The sequence below is a fragment of the Rhizobium sp. R635 genome, from assembly GCF_002211285.1.
Lineage (GTDB): Bacteria > Pseudomonadota > Alphaproteobacteria > Rhizobiales > Rhizobiaceae > Rhizobium.
On the sequence record NZ_LOKX01000014.1, the window covers coordinates 17,639 to 33,066 of the forward strand.

A 15,428-nucleotide genomic window follows, 5' to 3' on the forward strand; every position below is an offset into this window, starting at 1 on the left:
CACGCACGCCAGATGCTTGATTGAGGCCGATCTTTGGCAGAAGGTGTTAAACGATCCATTAATATCCACAGCCGAAAACGACGTGGCACAATAATAATAAGCTAATGCTAAAGTAGATCCTGCAGCATCGGGATGAGCGGCTCGTCGGCCGGCGGCATCGGGTAGTCGCGCAGCGCCTGCGGCCGCACCCATTTCAGCGCCTGCCCCTCGCGGCCCTGCGGGATGCCCTCGTAGCGCCGGCAGATATAAAGCGGCATCAGAAGGTGGAATGTCTCGTAGGAATGGCTGGCGAAAGTGAGCGGTGCGAGGCAGGCGATCTTGGTCTTGATGCCGAGCTCCTCTTCGAGCTCGCGCACCAGCGTTTCCTCGGGCGTCTCGCCGGGCTCCACCTTGCCGCCGGGAAATTCCCAGAGCCCGGCAAGCGACTTTCCCTCGGGGCGCTGTGCCAACAGGATACGCCCATCGGCATCGATCAGCGCGCAGGCGGCGACCAGCAATATCTTCCGGCCATTGCACTGTATGAGAGGCTCGCTCATCGCGGCTCCTGCTGCCAATAGCAATAATGATAGGCGTCGCGGAAGCCGAGGCGCTCGTAGAGTGCGATGGCCGGACGGTTGGAAAGCTTCACCTGCAGCCAGGCCGAGCGGGCGCTGCGCATGCGCGCCCAGCGCAACGCCGAGACCAGAATCTCGGTGCCGAGTCCCTCCCGCCGCCGCGCCTCGGAGACCGAAAGCGACATGATGCCGGCAAGATCGTTATCCTGGACGCAAAGCACGGTCGCGAGCGGACCTTCGACCGCATTCTCGATCATGAACAGACCCGACGGCGGCTTGATCGCCGAAATGATTTCGGCAAGCGCCGGCTTCAGCGTCGACGGCGCCCCATCAACGGCAAGGTTTGCGTCGACGAAGCGGCCGATATCATGGGTCGGCAGGTGATCGAGCGTATCCGGCAGTTCCGCCTCGGCAAGGTCGCAGGTCATTACCACGGTCTCGTCGAACTGCGTCCACTTCTGGGCGCGCAGGAGCTCGATCAGCACCGGCGAGGCAAGCGGCGTCTGGCGAACCACGGCGGGACGGCCATAGGCCTCGAACTTCCGGCTTGCCTTTTCCAGGCGGATTTCGACGTCGCGATGATCCGAGGGATCGAGCGGCACGATGGAATTCAGCCGATTGGACGGATGGCCCGCCGTCAGCCGCACCTGCCAGCTGCCGTCATATTGCACGGATGCCGCCGGCCAGGCGCGAAAGCCGACGGCCTCCAGCCTGCGGACCAGCGGCAGATTCTGTTGGGAAATGGATATCTGCGCCAATGAACGATCAGCTCCGATAGTCGCCATTGATCGCAACATATTCCTTGGTGAGGTCGCAGGTCCAGACGGTTGCCGACCCAGCGCCGAGGCCGATATCGACTTTGACGGGGATATCCTGCGCCTTCATGACGTCGGAGGCCGCCTGCTCGGAATAATCGGGATCGCGCTCGCCGTTGACGGCGACCCTGACGTCGCCGAACCAGATGGCGAGCCGGTCGCGGTCGGCCATCTCGCCGGACTTTCCAACGGCCATGACGATGCGGCCCCAATTGGCATCTTCGCCGGCAGCCGCCGTCTTGACCAGCGGCGAATTGGCGATCGACAGCGCGATACGCTTGGCGGCGGCATCGCTTTCGGCGCCCGTCACGGTGATTTCGAGCATCTTGGTCGCACCCTCGCCGTCACGCACCACCTGCAGCGAAAGATCCTTCAGCACTTCGTTGAGCGCGGCGCGGAAAGCGGCAAGACGCGGATCGTCGGCGCGTTCGACGCGGGCCTGACCGTCCTCGGCCGCCGCACCCGTCGCAAACAGCATCAGCGTATCGGAGGTGGAGGTGTCGCTGTCGACGGTCATGGAATTGAAGGTCGGGCCGACGCCGTCGGACAGAAGCGCCTGCAAGGCTGATGGAGCGATATCGGCATCGGTGACGACGAAGGAGAGCATAGTCGCCATATCGGGCGCGATCATGCCGGCGCCCTTGGCAATGCCGTTGATCGTCACGGCAACGCCGCCGATTTCGGCACTGCGGGTCGAAACCTTCGGATAGGTGTCGGTCGTCATGATCGCCTTGGCGGCCTCGAACCAGAAGTCGCCGGTCGCCTCGGCCTGCATCTTGTCCAGGACGCCTGAGAATTTGGTGGCATCGAGCGGTTCGCCGATGACGCCTGTCGAAGCCAGGTAAACCTCGTTTTCGCCGCAGCCGACGGCTGATGCAGCCGACTTCGCCGTCAGCTCGGTCGCCTGGCGGCCCTTCAGGCCGGTGAAGGCATTGGCGTTTCCGGAATTGACGACGACGGCGCGGGCGCTGCCGTGCGGCAGGTTCGCGCGGCAGAAATCGACCGGTGCCGAAGGGCACTTGGAACGGGTAAAGACACCTGCGACCGATGCCGGCTTGTCGAAGACCATCATCAGCACGTCGGTACGGTTCTTGTATTTGATGCCGGCGGAAGCCGTCGCCATACGCACGCCGCGCAGCGAAGGCATCTGGACGAAAGATTTGGGGGCGAGCGGAGAGACGGAACCGGACATGATGCGACACCTGCCAATGAGCATTTCCGGGCAAAAGGAAAACCGTTCGGCCTCCGGAAATGCGACAACACGATGATAGTGAAGGGCCCGGAAGAACCGGGCCCTGATGCGAATATTACTGCTTCGGCGCCGGCGCGGCGGGCTCGCTGCCCGGCTCCGGCTGCTTGTTGGCTTCGTCGTAGCCCTTGCGCAGCGTCTCGTCGGAGATCTCGATCTCGGCGGACGACTTCGCCTGGGCGAGAAGCGCAAGATACTTGTCGCGCATGACGAGCTGACGAACCTGATCCTGCACCTGCTCGAACGGCGGCGGCGCGGCGTCGCGCTTATCCTCGACCTTGATGACGTGATAGCCGAAATCGGTCTTCACGGGCGTCTTGGAATAGGTGCCCTTTTCCAATGCGAAGGCCGCGTCCTCGAATTCCTTGACCATTCGGCCGCGCGTGAAATAGCCGAGATCGCCGCCTTCCGACTTGTTCGGATCGGTGGACTTTTCCTTGGCGAGTTCGGCGAAATCCTTGCCGGCGTCGAGCTGCTTGATGATCTCCTTGGCCTCATCCTCGGTCTTGACGAGGATATGGCGGGCGTGGACTTCCTCCTGCTTCGGCAGGGCCGCGACTTCCTTGTCGTAGCGCGCCTTGACTTCTTCAGGCGTCACGGTGTCGACGACATGCTTCTTGAAATAGGCGTTGTGCAGCTCGCGATCGGAGAGATACTGCATACGCTTCTTGAATTCGTCGGTCTGGTCGAGCTTCTCGGTGATGGCGTCGGCGGCGAGCAGCTTCACGTCGATGGCGGCCGAAAGGGCTGCGACCTTCTTCTGGTCGTCGGGGAGCTGCGCCAGCTGCGGATCGAGATTGGCGACGGCGAGATCGAGTTCCGACTGGTGGATCTCCAGATTGCCGACCTTGGCAATGACGGCGTCGTCGGCATAGGCCGGAGCCTGAAGCGCAACAAAAGTCGCAAAGGCCAAAACGGCGAATTTATTGGTGCTTAACATCAAATAACCCTTCACAGTTCCATCGCCGGTTTCAGCATCCCCTGAATCCAGCTCAAAATAGCCATCAACACCGGATTGTGGCCTTTCTGTATCCGCCAAATCCGTTGACATCATTCGACCCCCCTCTTATCTGTCACGCAACCTCGCGTCCAGAACAGTTTCCGGGCGTTTCAAGCTGCGCGCCTGATTTTCGGCTGGGCCGCCAACAAGAAACGCCGGGGATGAATATTGAGAAAGGGCCAGTCACATGGTCAGCTTTGGCGGTATAGCCCGCAAGTTATTTGGATCGTCCAATGATCGCCGCGTGCGGTCGTTCCAGCCGAACGTCACTGCCATCAACTCCATCGAAGAGAAGACCAAGGCGCTGACGGACGAGCAGCTCGCGGCAAAGACGGCGGAATTCCGCGCGCTTCTCGCCGAGGGCAAGACGCTCGACGACATCCTGGTTCCCGCCTTCGCCGTGGTGCGCGAGGCCTCGCGCCGCGTTCTCGGCCTGCGACCTTTTGACGTACAGCTGATCGGCGGCATGATCCTGCATTCGAATGCGATCGCCGAGATGAAGACCGGCGAAGGCAAGACCCTGGTCGCCACCCTTCCGGTCTATCTGAACGCGCTTTCCGGCAATGGCGTGCATGTCGTTACCGTCAACGATTACCTCGCCCAGCGCGACGCCGCGACCATGGGCCGCGTCTACGGCTTCCTCGGCATGACCACCGGCGTGATCATCCACGGCCTGTCCGACGAGGAGCGCCGCGCGGCCTATGCCTGCGACATCACCTACGCCACCAACAACGAGCTCGGCTTCGATTATCTGCGCGATAACATGAAGTACGAGAAGAACCAGATGGTCCAGCGCGGCCACAATTTCGCGATCGTCGACGAAGTGGACTCGATCCTCGTCGACGAAGCGCGCACGCCGCTGATCATCTCCGGCCCGCTCGACGACCGCTCCGAACTCTACAATACGATCGACGCGTTCATTCCGTTGCTCGTGCCCGGCGATTACGAGATCGACGAGAAGCAGCGTTCCGCCAACTTCTCCGAAGAAGGCACCGAGAAGCTGGAAAACTTGCTCCGCCAGGCCGGCCTGCTGAAGGGCAACGCGCTCTACGACATCGAAAACGTCGCAATCGTCCACCACGTCAACAACGCGCTGAAGGCGCACAAGCTCTTCCAGCGCGACAAGGACTACATCGTCCGCAACGACGAGGTCGTCATCATCGACGAATTCACCGGCCGCATGATGCCGGGCCGGCGTTATTCGGAAGGTCAGCACCAGGCGCTCGAAGCCAAGGAAAAGGTGCAGATCCAGCCGGAAAACCAGACGCTTGCCTCGATCACGTTCCAGAATTACTTCCGCATGTACGGCAAGCTCGCCGGCATGACCGGTACGGCGCAGACGGAAGCGGAAGAGTTCGCCAACATCTACAATCTCGACGTCGTCGAGGTTCCGACCAACCTGCCGATCAAGCGCATCGACGAGGACGACGAGGTCTACCGGACCTTCGACGAGAAGTTCAAGGCGATCATCGAGGAGATCCTCGACGCCCATAAGCGCGGCCAGCCGGTACTCGTCGGCACGACCTCGATCGAGAAGTCGGAACTGCTCGCCGATCGCCTGCGCAAGCAGGGCTTCGACGACTTCCAGGTCCTGAACGCCCGCTACCATGAGCAGGAAGCCTATATCGTCGCCCAGGCGGGCGTGCCGGGCGCCGTGACGATCGCCACCAACATGGCCGGCCGCGGCACCGACATTCAGCTCGGCGGCAACCTCGATATGCGCATCGAGCGCGAACTCGGCGAAGTCGAAGCGGGTCCGGAGCGCGACGCGAAGATCCAGGCGATCGTCGAAGAAATCAAAAGCCTCAAGGAAAAGGCGCTCGCTGCCGGCGGTCTCTACGTCATCGCCACCGAACGCCACGAAAGCCGCCGTATCGACAATCAGCTGCGCGGCCGCTCCGGCCGTCAGGGCGACCCCGGCCGCTCGAAATTCTACCTTTCGCTTCAGGACGACCTGATGCGCATCTTCGGCTCCGACCGCATGGACAGCATGCTGACCAAGCTCGGCCTCAAGGAAGGCGAGGCGATCGTCCATCCCTGGATCAACAAGGCCCTCGAGCGCGCGCAGAAGAAGGTCGAAGCCCGCAACTTCGACATCCGCAAGAATCTTCTGAAGTATGACGACGTTCTCAACGATCAGCGCAAGGTGATCTTCGAGCAGCGCCTCGAACTGATGGAATCGACCAATATTTCCGAAACCGTCTCGGACATGCGCCGCGAAGTGATCGAGGATCTGGTCGAAAAGCATATTCCCGAGCGCGCCTATGCCGAACAGTGGGATGCCGCCGGCCTGAAGACCGGTGTCACCAACATCCTGAACCTCGATCTGCCGATCGAGGACTGGGTGAAGGAGGAAGGCATCGGCGAAGACGATATTCGCGAGCGCCTGACGGAAGCCACCAACGCCGCCTTCACGGAGAAGGCCGAGCGTTTCGGCGACGACATCATGCATTATGTCGAACGCTCGATCGTCATGCAAACGCTCGACCACCTCTGGCGCGAGCACATCGTCAATCTCGACCATCTGCGCTCCGTCATCGGCTTCCGCGGCTATGCCCAGCGTGACCCGCTGCAGGAATACAAGTCGGAAGCCTTCGAACTCTTCACCGCGCTGCTCAACAATCTGCGCGAAGCCGTCACCGCCCAGCTGATGCGCGTCGAACTGGTGCAGCAGGCGCCTGCCGAGCCCGAACCGCCTGTGATGCAGGCCCACCACCTGGATCCGACGACCGGCGAGGACGATTTCGCCCCGATCTATCAGGCCTCCGAGGTCATCGTGGCGCCCGAGAACCGCAATCCGGACGACCCCGCCACCTGGGGCAAGGTAGGCCGCAACGAGACGTGCCCTTGCGGTTCCGGCAAGAAATACAAGCATTGCCACGGGGCCTTCGAGCAGGTCTGAGGCAAATCGCGAGAAACTGGAAAATGCCGCCTTCGGGCGGCATTTTCTTTTCTGCGGCAGCACTGGAAACCAGGCAATTCAGCGTTGGACGACAGGCTGATCCGGAACCGTTTCTTAACCCTGTTCTGTCAAGACTTCCCGGACGATTTGCCTGACCTCAGAGTTTTGCGTGTTCATCATGGCGGTCATAGAAACAGCGGAGAAGATGCTGCCCGCGGGCCTGCGCCCGATCGGCGGCCGTACGCTGCGCATGTTTGCCGCCGTGCTCACCGAACGCGGCGAGAAGGCGGCGGCTCAGCGCATGGCGCTGACGGCCTTTTCGATCCGCATCCTCAGCGCCGCACTCGCCTTCATCTCGCAGATCGTGCTCGCCCGGCTGATGGGCGAATATGAATACGGCATCTTCGTCTTCGTCTGGGTGCTGGTCGTCGTCTTCGGCGATCTCTCCTGCCTCGGCTTCCACACCGCCATCATCCGCTTCCTGCCGCAATACAAGGCGGCGGGCGCCTTCGATGAAATCCGCGGCCTCACCGGCACGGCGCGCATCTTCGCGCTGCTTTCCGGAACCATGGTGCTCGCCGCCGGCATGCTCGGGCTGCACTTCTTCGGCGACATGATCGAGATCTATTACCTCGTCCCGATCTTCCTCGGCCTGCTCGCCATGCCGATGATCGCGCTCGGCGACATTCTGGAAGGCACGTCGCGGGCGAACCACTGGCCGGTGATGGCGCTGGGCCCGGTCTATATCATCCGCCCGATCCTCATCATCGCCTTCATGCTGGTCGCGATTGCGACGGGTGCCGAGCATACCGCCGTCACCGCCATGCAGGCAGCGCTCGCCGCCACTTTCGTCACCGCGCTCGGCCAGTATGGCGCGACGCTCTACCGCCTTCGCCGGCACTATGACGCAGGCCCGCGCAAGGTCGATTTCCTCACATGGTTCAGCGTCGCCTTCCCGATCTTCCTGATCGAAGGCGTCAGCTTCCTGCTCACCAATTCGGACGTCGTCGTCGTCGGCATTTTCCTCGAGCCGCATGACGTCGCCATCTATTTCGCCGCCGCCAAGACGATGGCTCTGGTGCATTTCATCAATTTCTCCGTCAAGGCGGCCTCCGGCCCGCGTTTCTCCTCGATCATCGCCGAAGGCGACCATGCGCAGCTGGCAGTCGCCGCCACGGACGCCGCCCGCTGGACCTTCTGGCCCGCACTCGGCGTCGGCCTCGTGGTGCTCGCGGCCGGCCATCTGCTGCTGTCGCTCTTCGGCGGCGCCTTTACGTCGGGTTATCTCGTCATGGCGATCCTGCTTGCCGGCATCCTCGCCAAGTCGCTGGTCGGCCCGGCCGAAACGCTGCTGATGATGGCGGGCAAACAGAACCTCTGCGTGGCGCTCTATGCCGGCGCATTGGCCGCCAATGTCGGCCTCAACCTCGCTTTGATCCCCCACTACGGCATCGAAGGCACCGCCATCGCCACCGCCTCGGCCATGGCGGTCGAGGCGATCCTCCTGCATGTCGCCGTGCGCCGCGCGCTCGGCATCATCCTCTTCGCCTTCGCCAGCCCCTCCGCCGCAACGCCAGAAATGAGAGTTCGATAGATGGTGCGCCTGCCCCCCGTCACCGAAAGCACCGACAGAATCACCAACCGGATGGTGCATGATCTCGCCTCGCTGCATTTCGAAGCGCCGCAGGCCGAGGCCCGCGCCGAAATCGGCCGGCCGGGGCGCGAGCTCTGCCTCTATCCCGGCAAGCTCGGCTACGAGCTGCAGGAAGAACTCGACTTCCTCTCCAACCGGGCGATGGAGCCGAACGTCTTCTTCTCCGGCCGTTTCCTCGCTCCCGCCATGCCGCGGCTCGAAGACCGGCAGGTGAATTTCGCCCTCATCCGCGATCACAGCGCCGGCCGCAGCCGCATGCGCTTCCTCCTGCCGTTTTCGGTCGATAAGCCCGGCTTTGCCGTCGGCCCCTCGATCATCCGCGGCTGGTCGAACAGCTTCGGCCCGCTCGGAACACCCCTCGTCGACAGCGAGGATGCCGCCGAAACCCTCGACAATTTCTTCGAGGGACTGACAGCTCCCGACCTCAACCTGCCGACAACGCTGGTTCTGCCGGATCTGCGGCTGAACGGTATTTTCGTGCGCATGCTCAAGGCCGTGGCGCTCAGCCGCAACCTGCCGCTCACCGTGACCAATCCCTTTCTGCGCCCGATGCTGCAGAGCGAGGAGGAGGCGCCTGTCTATCTCGGCAAGACCATCTCTTCTTCGCATATGCGCGAGATGCGGCGTCAGTGGCGCCTGCTGGAGGAACAGGGAACCGCCGTCTACGCCGTTGCCCGCCAGCCACGCGAAGTCCATGTCCGCTTCGAGGAATTCCTGGCGATGGAGGCCGGCGGCTGGAAAGGCAAGCGCCGGAGCGCCCTCGTCACTGATCGTTATCACACCGCCTTCGCCCGCGAGGCCGTATCGAACCTTGCCGCCGTCGACGCCGTGCGCATTCACACGATCGACCTCAACGGCAAGGCGATCGCCGCCATCGTCGTGCTGATGATGGGTGGCGAGGCCTACACCTGGAAGACCGCCTATGACGAGAATTACGCCCGCTATTCGCCCGGCAAGCTCCTGATGAGCGAACTCACCGAATGGCATCTCGACGACGCCAATATCGTGCGCTCGGATTCCTGCGCCGTCTCCGACCATCCGATCATGAGCCGCTTCTGGCAGGAGCGCGAGGAGATGGGAACCTTGGTGATCGGGCTGACGCAGAACGGCGACCGCGACATGCGCCAGGTCGCCGCCCAGCTTCATATGTACCGCAGCACCCGCAACATGGCGAAGATGCTGCGCGAGAAGATCATGTCGCTCGCCGGCCGGAGTTGATCTCGGCGGCAGCCCTTTCGCGCAGCAGCCGGCGGATCACCTTGCCGGTCGTCGTCAGCGGCAAGGCGTCGATGAATTCCACCTCGCGCGGATATTCGTGCATCGAAAGCCGCATCTTCACCCATTCCCTGATATCGGCGGCCAGCGCCTCGCTTGGCGAATGGCCCGCCGACAGCACGATATAGGCCTTGACGATCTCGGTGCGCACCGCATCGGGCTTGCCGACGGCAGCGGCAAGCTGCACGGCGGGATGGCCGATCAGGCAGTCTTCGATTTCGGCCGGGCCGATACGATATCCGGACGAGGTGATGACGTCGTCGTCGCGGCCCTCGAAGGTAACGTAACCGTCTTCGTCCTGCCGGCCGATATCGCCGGTGAGCAGCCAGCCCTTGACGAATTTCTTCTCGGTCGCCGCCTGATCGTTCCAATAGCCGAGGAACATGACGGGATCGGGACTGGCGATGGCGATCTGGCCCGGCTCACCGGGCGGCAGCTCGTCGCCCGTGTCGTTGACGATCGCCACGCGATGTCCCGGCACCGCCCGGCCGATGGCGCCGGCCTTGGTCACGCCATGGGCAGCACTCGACGACAGCACGAAATTGCACTCCGTCTGGCCGTAGAATTCATTGACCGTAATGCCGAGTTCGCGCCGCGCCCATTCATAAGTCTCGCGGCCGAGCGCTTCGCCGGCCGAGCCGATGGTGCGCAGCACCAGATCGTATTTCGAGCGCGGATCGGAGACGGACCGCATCAGCCTGAGCGCCGTCGGCGGAATGAAGGCGTTGCGCACATCCATCTCCGCCATGATCCGATAGGCCATATGGGGATCGAATTTCTGCGCCGGCGAAGAGACGACCGGAATCCCGAGAAGAAGGCTTGGCAGCAGCGCATTCAGCAAACCGCCCGCCCAGGCCCAGTCGGACGGCGTCCAGACCTTGTCGCCCACTTTCGGAAACCCCTCATGGGCGAACTGCATGCCGGGGATATGGCCGGGCAGAACGCGGTGGCCGTGCAGCGCGCCCTTGGGCGGGCCCGTCGTGCCTGACGTAAAGATCATTAGCGCCGGGTCGTCGGGAGTGGTCTTCTCTCCTTTGAAGGAAGGCTCGTACGACACGATCAGATCGGCAAAGGAAAGAGCGTCGGAAGCACTATCGAGGCTGATCACATGTTTGAGCTCCGGCAGCCGATCGCGAATTTGCCGGATACGATCGAGGCCGAAATCATTGGTGATGATTGCCGCCGCACCCGAAGTCCTCAGCCTATATTCGAGCGCATCGATGCCGAAGAGCAGCGCCAGCGGCAAGGCGATTGCACCCATTTTGTAAATCGCGACATGAGCGACGACGGTTTCGAAGGACTGAGGCATCAGCAGGGCGACGCGATCGCCTCGCTGGATGCCGAGCGAAGCCAGCGCATTGGCGAACATGGAGGAGCAACCGGAAAGCTCGCCGTAAGTCAGCGAAAGATGCTCACCGTCAGGGTCGAAATGCTCAAGGCAGACGCGCTCCGGATCTCTGGCGGCCCAATCGTCGCTGACCGCGCGGCCGATATTGAAATCCTCGGGAATCCGCCAGGAGAAATCGCGATAGAGATCGTCATAACGATCGTGAGACGGCAGTTGCATGGTCGAATTCCGGTGAAATGCTGCACCAGCTAACACCTTGCGGCGCGGATGCGCAAGCCGAAGCCGGAAACGGCAGGGATAGGCGCGGCTTCAAATAGCGCTTTCATTACGCACATGCAGCATAGATTCTTCTTTCGGCGCCTCTGCGACTTTCGCCCTTTCGCGCTAGATCAGGGAAAGCCGCCGGGGGGCCATCGAATTCACCACGGAGTCGTTTCATGGAATATGCAAAATTTGGGAAGACCGGTCTCGAAGTCTCGAAAATCTGCCTGGGCTGCATGACCTTCGGCGATCCCGGCCGCGGCAACCATGCCTGGAGCCTGCCGGAAGAGGAAAGCCGGGCGATGATCCGGCAGGCGATCGATCTCGGCATCAATTTTCTCGACACCGCCAACACCTATTCCAACGGCTCATCCGAAGAGATCGTCGGCCGCGCCATCCGGGATTTCGCCAAGCGCGAGGACATCGTGCTGGCGACCAAGGTGTTCAACCGCATGCGGCCTGGCCCGAACGGCGCCGGCCTGTCGCGCAAGGCGATCTTCGATGAGATCGACAACAGCCTGCGCCGCCTCGGCACCGATTACGTCGACCTCTACCAGATCCACCGTTTCGACTACACGACGCCGATCGAGGAAACGCTGGAAGCACTCCACGATGTCGTCAAATCAGGAAAGGCGCGCTATATCGGCGCCTCCTCCATGTATGCGTGGCAATTCGCCAAGGCGCTTTACGTCTCCCGGCTGAACGGCTGGACCGAATTCGTCAGCATGCAGGACCATCTGAACCTGCTCTACCGTGAGGAAGAGCGCGAAATGCTGCCGCTCTGCGAGGATCAGAAGATCGCCGTCATTCCCTGGAGCCCGCTCGCCCGAGGCCGGCTCACCCGCGACTGGGACGAGGCGACGGCACGCAGCGAAACCGACGAATTCGGCAAGACGCTCTATACGCAATCCATCGATGCCGACCGCCGGATCGTCAAGGCAGTGGCCGAAATCGCAAAAGCCCGCGGCATCTCCCGCGCCCAGGTCGCGACCGCCTGGATCCTGCAGAAGAGCGCCGTGACCGCCCCGATCATCGGCGCGTCCAAGCCAGGCCATCTAGCGGACGCCGTTGCCTCGCTCTCGGTCAAACTGACAGCCGAGGAAGTCGCGGCACTGGAAGCACCCTACATCCCGCATGCTGTGGCCGGCTTCAAATAGTCACCGGACGCTTCCGGCCTTGTACAAAATAAAACTCCTCTCCGCCCACACGGAGAGGAAGCCGAAACCATGCCCCAACTGAGATTATCTCCGGCTACCGGGATCGAGCTGCCGCCGCATCGTCACTAGAAAATGCTCCGCAAGCGCCCTGTCCTCGACCGCGCGGGCAAGAATGACGGCGCCCATCATCGACGAAAGCGTCGTGGCGGCATTGGCGCGGCGTTCCTCCTCGCTCTCGCCGGGAACGATATCGGCGAGTGTATCGACCAGCACCGACAATCCATCGCTGAAGACCTCTCGGACGGCGCCGCGGCTGCGGCTTACCTCCTGGATCAGCGTCGCGAAAACGCAGCTGCCGCCGGGATCGTCGACCGTGCGCCAGTGGATATAATGGTCTAGAAGCGCTTCAAGCGGCCGGTCCGGAGACTCGGCTATATGTTCCTTCCACCGCGTCTCGACCTTGTCGATCAGCTTGCGGCTGACCTCGAGCGCCAGATCGTCCTTCGAACTGAAATGACCGTAGAAGCCGCCATGGGTCAGCCCCGCCGCCTTCATGATGTCGGCGACGCCGACGCCGTCGAAACCGTTCTCGCGGAACAGCACACCGGCAACGCTCAAGATCCTCTCGCGGTTTTCGGCAAATTTTTCGCGGCTGACCCGCATCTTCGTCTCCAGAAATAGGCGCTTGACAAAATATATGACGTCCATCATCAATAAGCAAGAAATATGATGACCATCATGTAAATCGCTCCTGTATCTTTCCGAAGCTCAATTCGAACGGAATCGTGCCCATGGTTTCCGCAGCCCTTGCCTCCACCCTTGCCCGGCGCAACATCCACTACGGCTGGGTCGTCGTCGCCGCGACCTTCCTCACCATGCTGGTAACAGCAGGCGCCATGGGCGCCCCCGGCGTTCTCATCAAGCCGCTGCAGGACGAGTTCGGCTGGGAAACGTCGCAGATTTCCTCGGCACTCGCGATCCGCCTGATCCTTTTCGGTTTCATGGGACCGTTTGCCGCCGCCTTCATGAATTATTTCGGCGTCCGCAAGGTCATCGTCTTCGCGCTCGCCCTGATCGGCGCAGGCTTCATCGGCTCGCTGTTCATGACCAAGCTCTGGCATCTGCTGGCGCTGTGGGGCGTCGTCGTCGGCTTCGGCACCGGCCTGACCGCCATGGTGCTGGCGGCAACGGTTTCCACGCGCTGGTTCGTCAAGCATCGCGGCCTCGTCGTCGGCATGCTTTCGGCTAGCTCGGCAACCGGCCAGCTCGTCTTCCTGCCGCTGATGGCCGAACTCACCGAACGCTATGGCTGGCGCGCCACCGTATTCTTCGTCTGCGCCATGATCATGGTTGCGGCCCTTTTCGTCCTTCTCTTGATGCGTGACCGCCCCTCGGACGTGAACCTGCCGTCGCTTGGAGAAACCCATGTCGCGCCCGCGCCGGCCAGCACCACGCTTGGCGCGGCACTGATGACGCCGATCACTACCCTGAAGGAAATCTCGAAGACCTCGACCTTCTGGATTCTGTTCGCCACCTTCTTCATCTGCGGCCTCAGCACCAACGGCCTGATCCAGACGCATTTCGTCACCCTCTGCGGCGATTTCGGCATCGTCCCCGTGGCCGCCGCCAGCGTGCTTGCCGTCATGGGCATCTTCGATTTCTTCGGCACGATCGGCTCCGGCTGGCTGTCCGACCGGTTCGACAATCGCTGGCTGCTGTTCTGGTATTACGGCCTGCGCGGCCTGTCGCTGCTCTATCTGCCCTTCAGCGATTTCAGCTTCTACGGCCTTTCCATCTTTGCGATCTTCTACGGCCTCGACTGGATTGCCACCGTGCCGCCGACCGTCAAGATAGCCGCCGACCGCTTCGGCCGCGAAAAGGCCGGTCTCGTCTTCGGCTGGGTCTTCGCCGGCCATCAGCTGGGAGCCGCCACCGCCGCCTATGGCGCCGGCCTCTCGCGCACCGAGCTTTCGAGCTACCTTCCTGCCTTCATCGTCGCCGGCGCCTTCTGCCTGCTGGCCTCGATCCTGGCGATCACGCTGAAGAAGTCCGGCCTGACCAACCCTGTCCCTGCCGCCGCCCATTGATATCAAGGGAATCCGGCCTCGAAACGAGCCGGATCTCGCTACCGGATCAGTCTGATAACTTGGCTTGCCCGTCTTGCATCTGCGCCCGCTCGCATGTTAGACAGCCGCCCGTATCCGTTGCCCCATTGGCGGAATTGGTAGACGCGCTCGACTCAAAATCGAGTTTCGAAAGAAGTGCTGGTTCGACCCCGGCATGGGGCACCAGCCTACGCTCTGTGACTTCGGCTCGGCGAGCCGAAGAGCAGCCAAGCGGAGGCGGACTGGTTCGATAGTCCTGCGGTTAGCAACACCATCATCTCGAATGCCGCCGCGTAGCCCTTTGCTTCAAAGCGCTAACACGGCAGCATGCAACGAATTCGAATCCGACCGAAACTACTTGTTCTTCAACAGCCACATCTTGCCGGCCATGGTAATGCCGTAGACGTCCTTTGATGCGTCGTCGTCCATGTGCCGTCGCTCGAGGAAACCTGGCTCCTTCAACTCACCCAGCGTCTTCGCCGTGACCGATTTGATTTTCTGGGGCCGCTCTTTCCAACGGTCGTTTTTTGCGTAGGTCACGGTCGCGTTCTGATGCGTCCATTTATTGGCCGGCTGAGGATAAAGATCTCCATCCCTGGCGAGTTTGAGTGCAGCGATCTGGGACGGGGTAAGCTCAATCATACTGAAAAATCCTGTGCGGAGGCCCTGGCGCGGGGTCGCGCCTCGACCGAAGGCGTGCTCATAACACCGACTGGCGACTTCCACCACCGCATTGCGATATCTATGCGATGAAAGACGAAAACCCGGCTCGTGGAACCGGGCTTCGTCTTTATCGGGTATCTCTCCCTCAGTAGCAGCGCCTGACCGTCCTGGTGACTTCGCCATCCTCGGTCTGGCGGGTGACGCTCCTGGTTTCGCAGCCGTCGTCGCGATAGCGGCGGTGATCGCGTTCGCGCACCGCGCCGAAAGTGATGCCGCGTTCGCTGATGGTGACGCCCGGTCGCACCCGCTCATGGCGGTAGCCATCGTCATAGGAACGCTCCCTGACATAGATGCTGTCGGCAAGAACAGGCGCGGCAAACGAGCAGACGGCAAGAGCCGTCACAGTACAGTTCAGGATGATCTTTCGCATGTCGTTTCTCCTTCT

At 62.0% G+C, this 15,428-nt stretch carries 13 protein-coding genes and 1 tRNA gene; 6 read left to right on the forward strand and 8 right to left on the reverse strand.

The window, feature by feature from the left end; translation table 11 throughout:
- Positions 1-107 precede the first annotated feature (107 nt).
- The 4 genes from mutT to ATY78_RS13530 form a co-directional block, all read right to left on the reverse strand.
- Positions 108-536, reverse strand: coding sequence for an 8-oxo-dGTP diphosphatase MutT (gene mutT / locus ATY78_RS13515; protein WP_003590017.1), 429 nt, complete (start codon positions 534-536; stop codon positions 108-110).
- Complete coding sequence (locus ATY78_RS13520; protein WP_088682852.1) at positions 533-1,339, reverse strand: GNAT family N-acetyltransferase; 807 nt, start codon at positions 1,337-1,339, stop codon at positions 533-535. The genes mutT and ATY78_RS13520 overlap by 4 nt, the downstream gene beginning before the upstream one ends.
- The gene (gene argJ / locus ATY78_RS13525; protein ID WP_088682853.1) at positions 1,320-2,561 is read right to left on the reverse strand and encodes a bifunctional glutamate N-acetyltransferase/amino-acid acetyltransferase ArgJ; all 1,242 of its coding nucleotides are present in this window, start codon (positions 2,559-2,561) and stop codon (positions 1,320-1,322) included. The genes ATY78_RS13520 and argJ overlap by 20 nt, the downstream gene beginning before the upstream one ends.
- Positions 2,562-2,676: 115 nt before the next feature.
- Positions 2,677-3,558 carry a peptidylprolyl isomerase gene (locus ATY78_RS13530; RefSeq protein ID WP_088682854.1) on the reverse strand — a complete coding sequence of 294 codons (882 nt, stop codon included), beginning with the start codon at positions 3,556-3,558 and terminating at the stop codon, positions 2,677-2,679.
- A gap of 247 nt (positions 3,559-3,805) precedes the next feature.
- On the opposite strand from ATY78_RS13530, the gene secA reads away from it, so the two are divergent.
- The 3 genes from secA (at position 3,806) to ATY78_RS13545 (ending at position 9,392) form a co-directional block, all read left to right on the forward strand.
- Positions 3,806-6,520 carry a preprotein translocase subunit SecA gene (gene secA / locus ATY78_RS13535; RefSeq protein WP_088682855.1) on the forward strand — a complete coding sequence of 905 codons (2,715 nt, stop codon included), beginning with the start codon at positions 3,806-3,808 and terminating at the stop codon, positions 6,518-6,520.
- A gap of 178 nt (positions 6,521-6,698) precedes the next feature.
- On the forward strand, positions 6,699-8,114 hold the full coding sequence (locus ATY78_RS13540; RefSeq protein WP_088682921.1) for a lipopolysaccharide biosynthesis protein: 1,416 nt from the start codon (positions 6,699-6,701) through the stop codon (positions 8,112-8,114).
- The gene (locus tag ATY78_RS13545; protein WP_088682856.1) at positions 8,115-9,392 is read left to right on the forward strand and encodes a GNAT family N-acetyltransferase; all 1,278 of its coding nucleotides are present in this window, start codon (positions 8,115-8,117) and stop codon (positions 9,390-9,392) included.
- On the opposite strand, the gene ATY78_RS13550 is transcribed toward ATY78_RS13545, so the two are convergent.
- The gene (locus ATY78_RS13550; protein ID WP_088682857.1) at positions 9,367-11,016 is read right to left on the reverse strand and encodes an AMP-binding protein; all 1,650 of its coding nucleotides are present in this window, start codon (positions 11,014-11,016) and stop codon (positions 9,367-9,369) included. The two genes, ATY78_RS13545 and ATY78_RS13550, sit on opposite strands and share 26 nt — an antisense overlap.
- 218 nt (positions 11,017-11,234) lie before the next feature.
- Between ATY78_RS13550 and ATY78_RS13555 the strand changes: the two genes are divergently transcribed.
- A complete protein-coding gene (locus tag ATY78_RS13555; RefSeq protein WP_088682858.1) occupies positions 11,235-12,215 on the forward strand; it encodes an aldo/keto reductase in 981 nt (326 codons plus the stop codon).
- Between the two features lie 84 nt (positions 12,216-12,299).
- On the opposite strand, the gene ATY78_RS13560 is transcribed toward ATY78_RS13555, so the two are convergent.
- Positions 12,300-12,878 (reverse strand): TetR/AcrR family transcriptional regulator, encoded by a 579-nt coding sequence (locus ATY78_RS13560; protein ID WP_088682922.1) that lies wholly within the window; start codon positions 12,876-12,878, stop codon positions 12,300-12,302.
- A 128-nt stretch (positions 12,879-13,006) separates the two neighbouring features.
- On the opposite strand from ATY78_RS13560, the gene ATY78_RS13565 reads away from it, so the two are divergent.
- On the forward strand, positions 13,007-14,302 hold the full coding sequence (locus tag ATY78_RS13565; protein ID WP_088682859.1) for an MFS transporter: 1,296 nt from the start codon (positions 13,007-13,009) through the stop codon (positions 14,300-14,302).
- Positions 14,303-14,421: 119 nt separating this feature from the next.
- Positions 14,422-14,506: transfer RNA gene (locus ATY78_RS13570), tRNA-Leu, on the forward strand.
- A gap of 168 nt (positions 14,507-14,674) precedes the next feature.
- Here the strand turns inward: ATY78_RS13570 and ATY78_RS13575 are convergent.
- Both ATY78_RS13575 and ATY78_RS13580 read right to left on the reverse strand, forming a co-directional pair.
- Positions 14,675-14,962 carry a hypothetical protein gene (locus ATY78_RS13575; RefSeq protein ID WP_088682860.1) on the reverse strand — a complete coding sequence of 96 codons (288 nt, stop codon included), beginning with the start codon at positions 14,960-14,962 and terminating at the stop codon, positions 14,675-14,677.
- 166 nt (positions 14,963-15,128) lie between these two features.
- Positions 15,129-15,413, reverse strand: coding sequence for a hypothetical protein (locus ATY78_RS13580; protein WP_088682861.1), 285 nt, complete (start codon positions 15,411-15,413; stop codon positions 15,129-15,131).
- Positions 15,414-15,428: the final 15 nt, after the last annotated feature.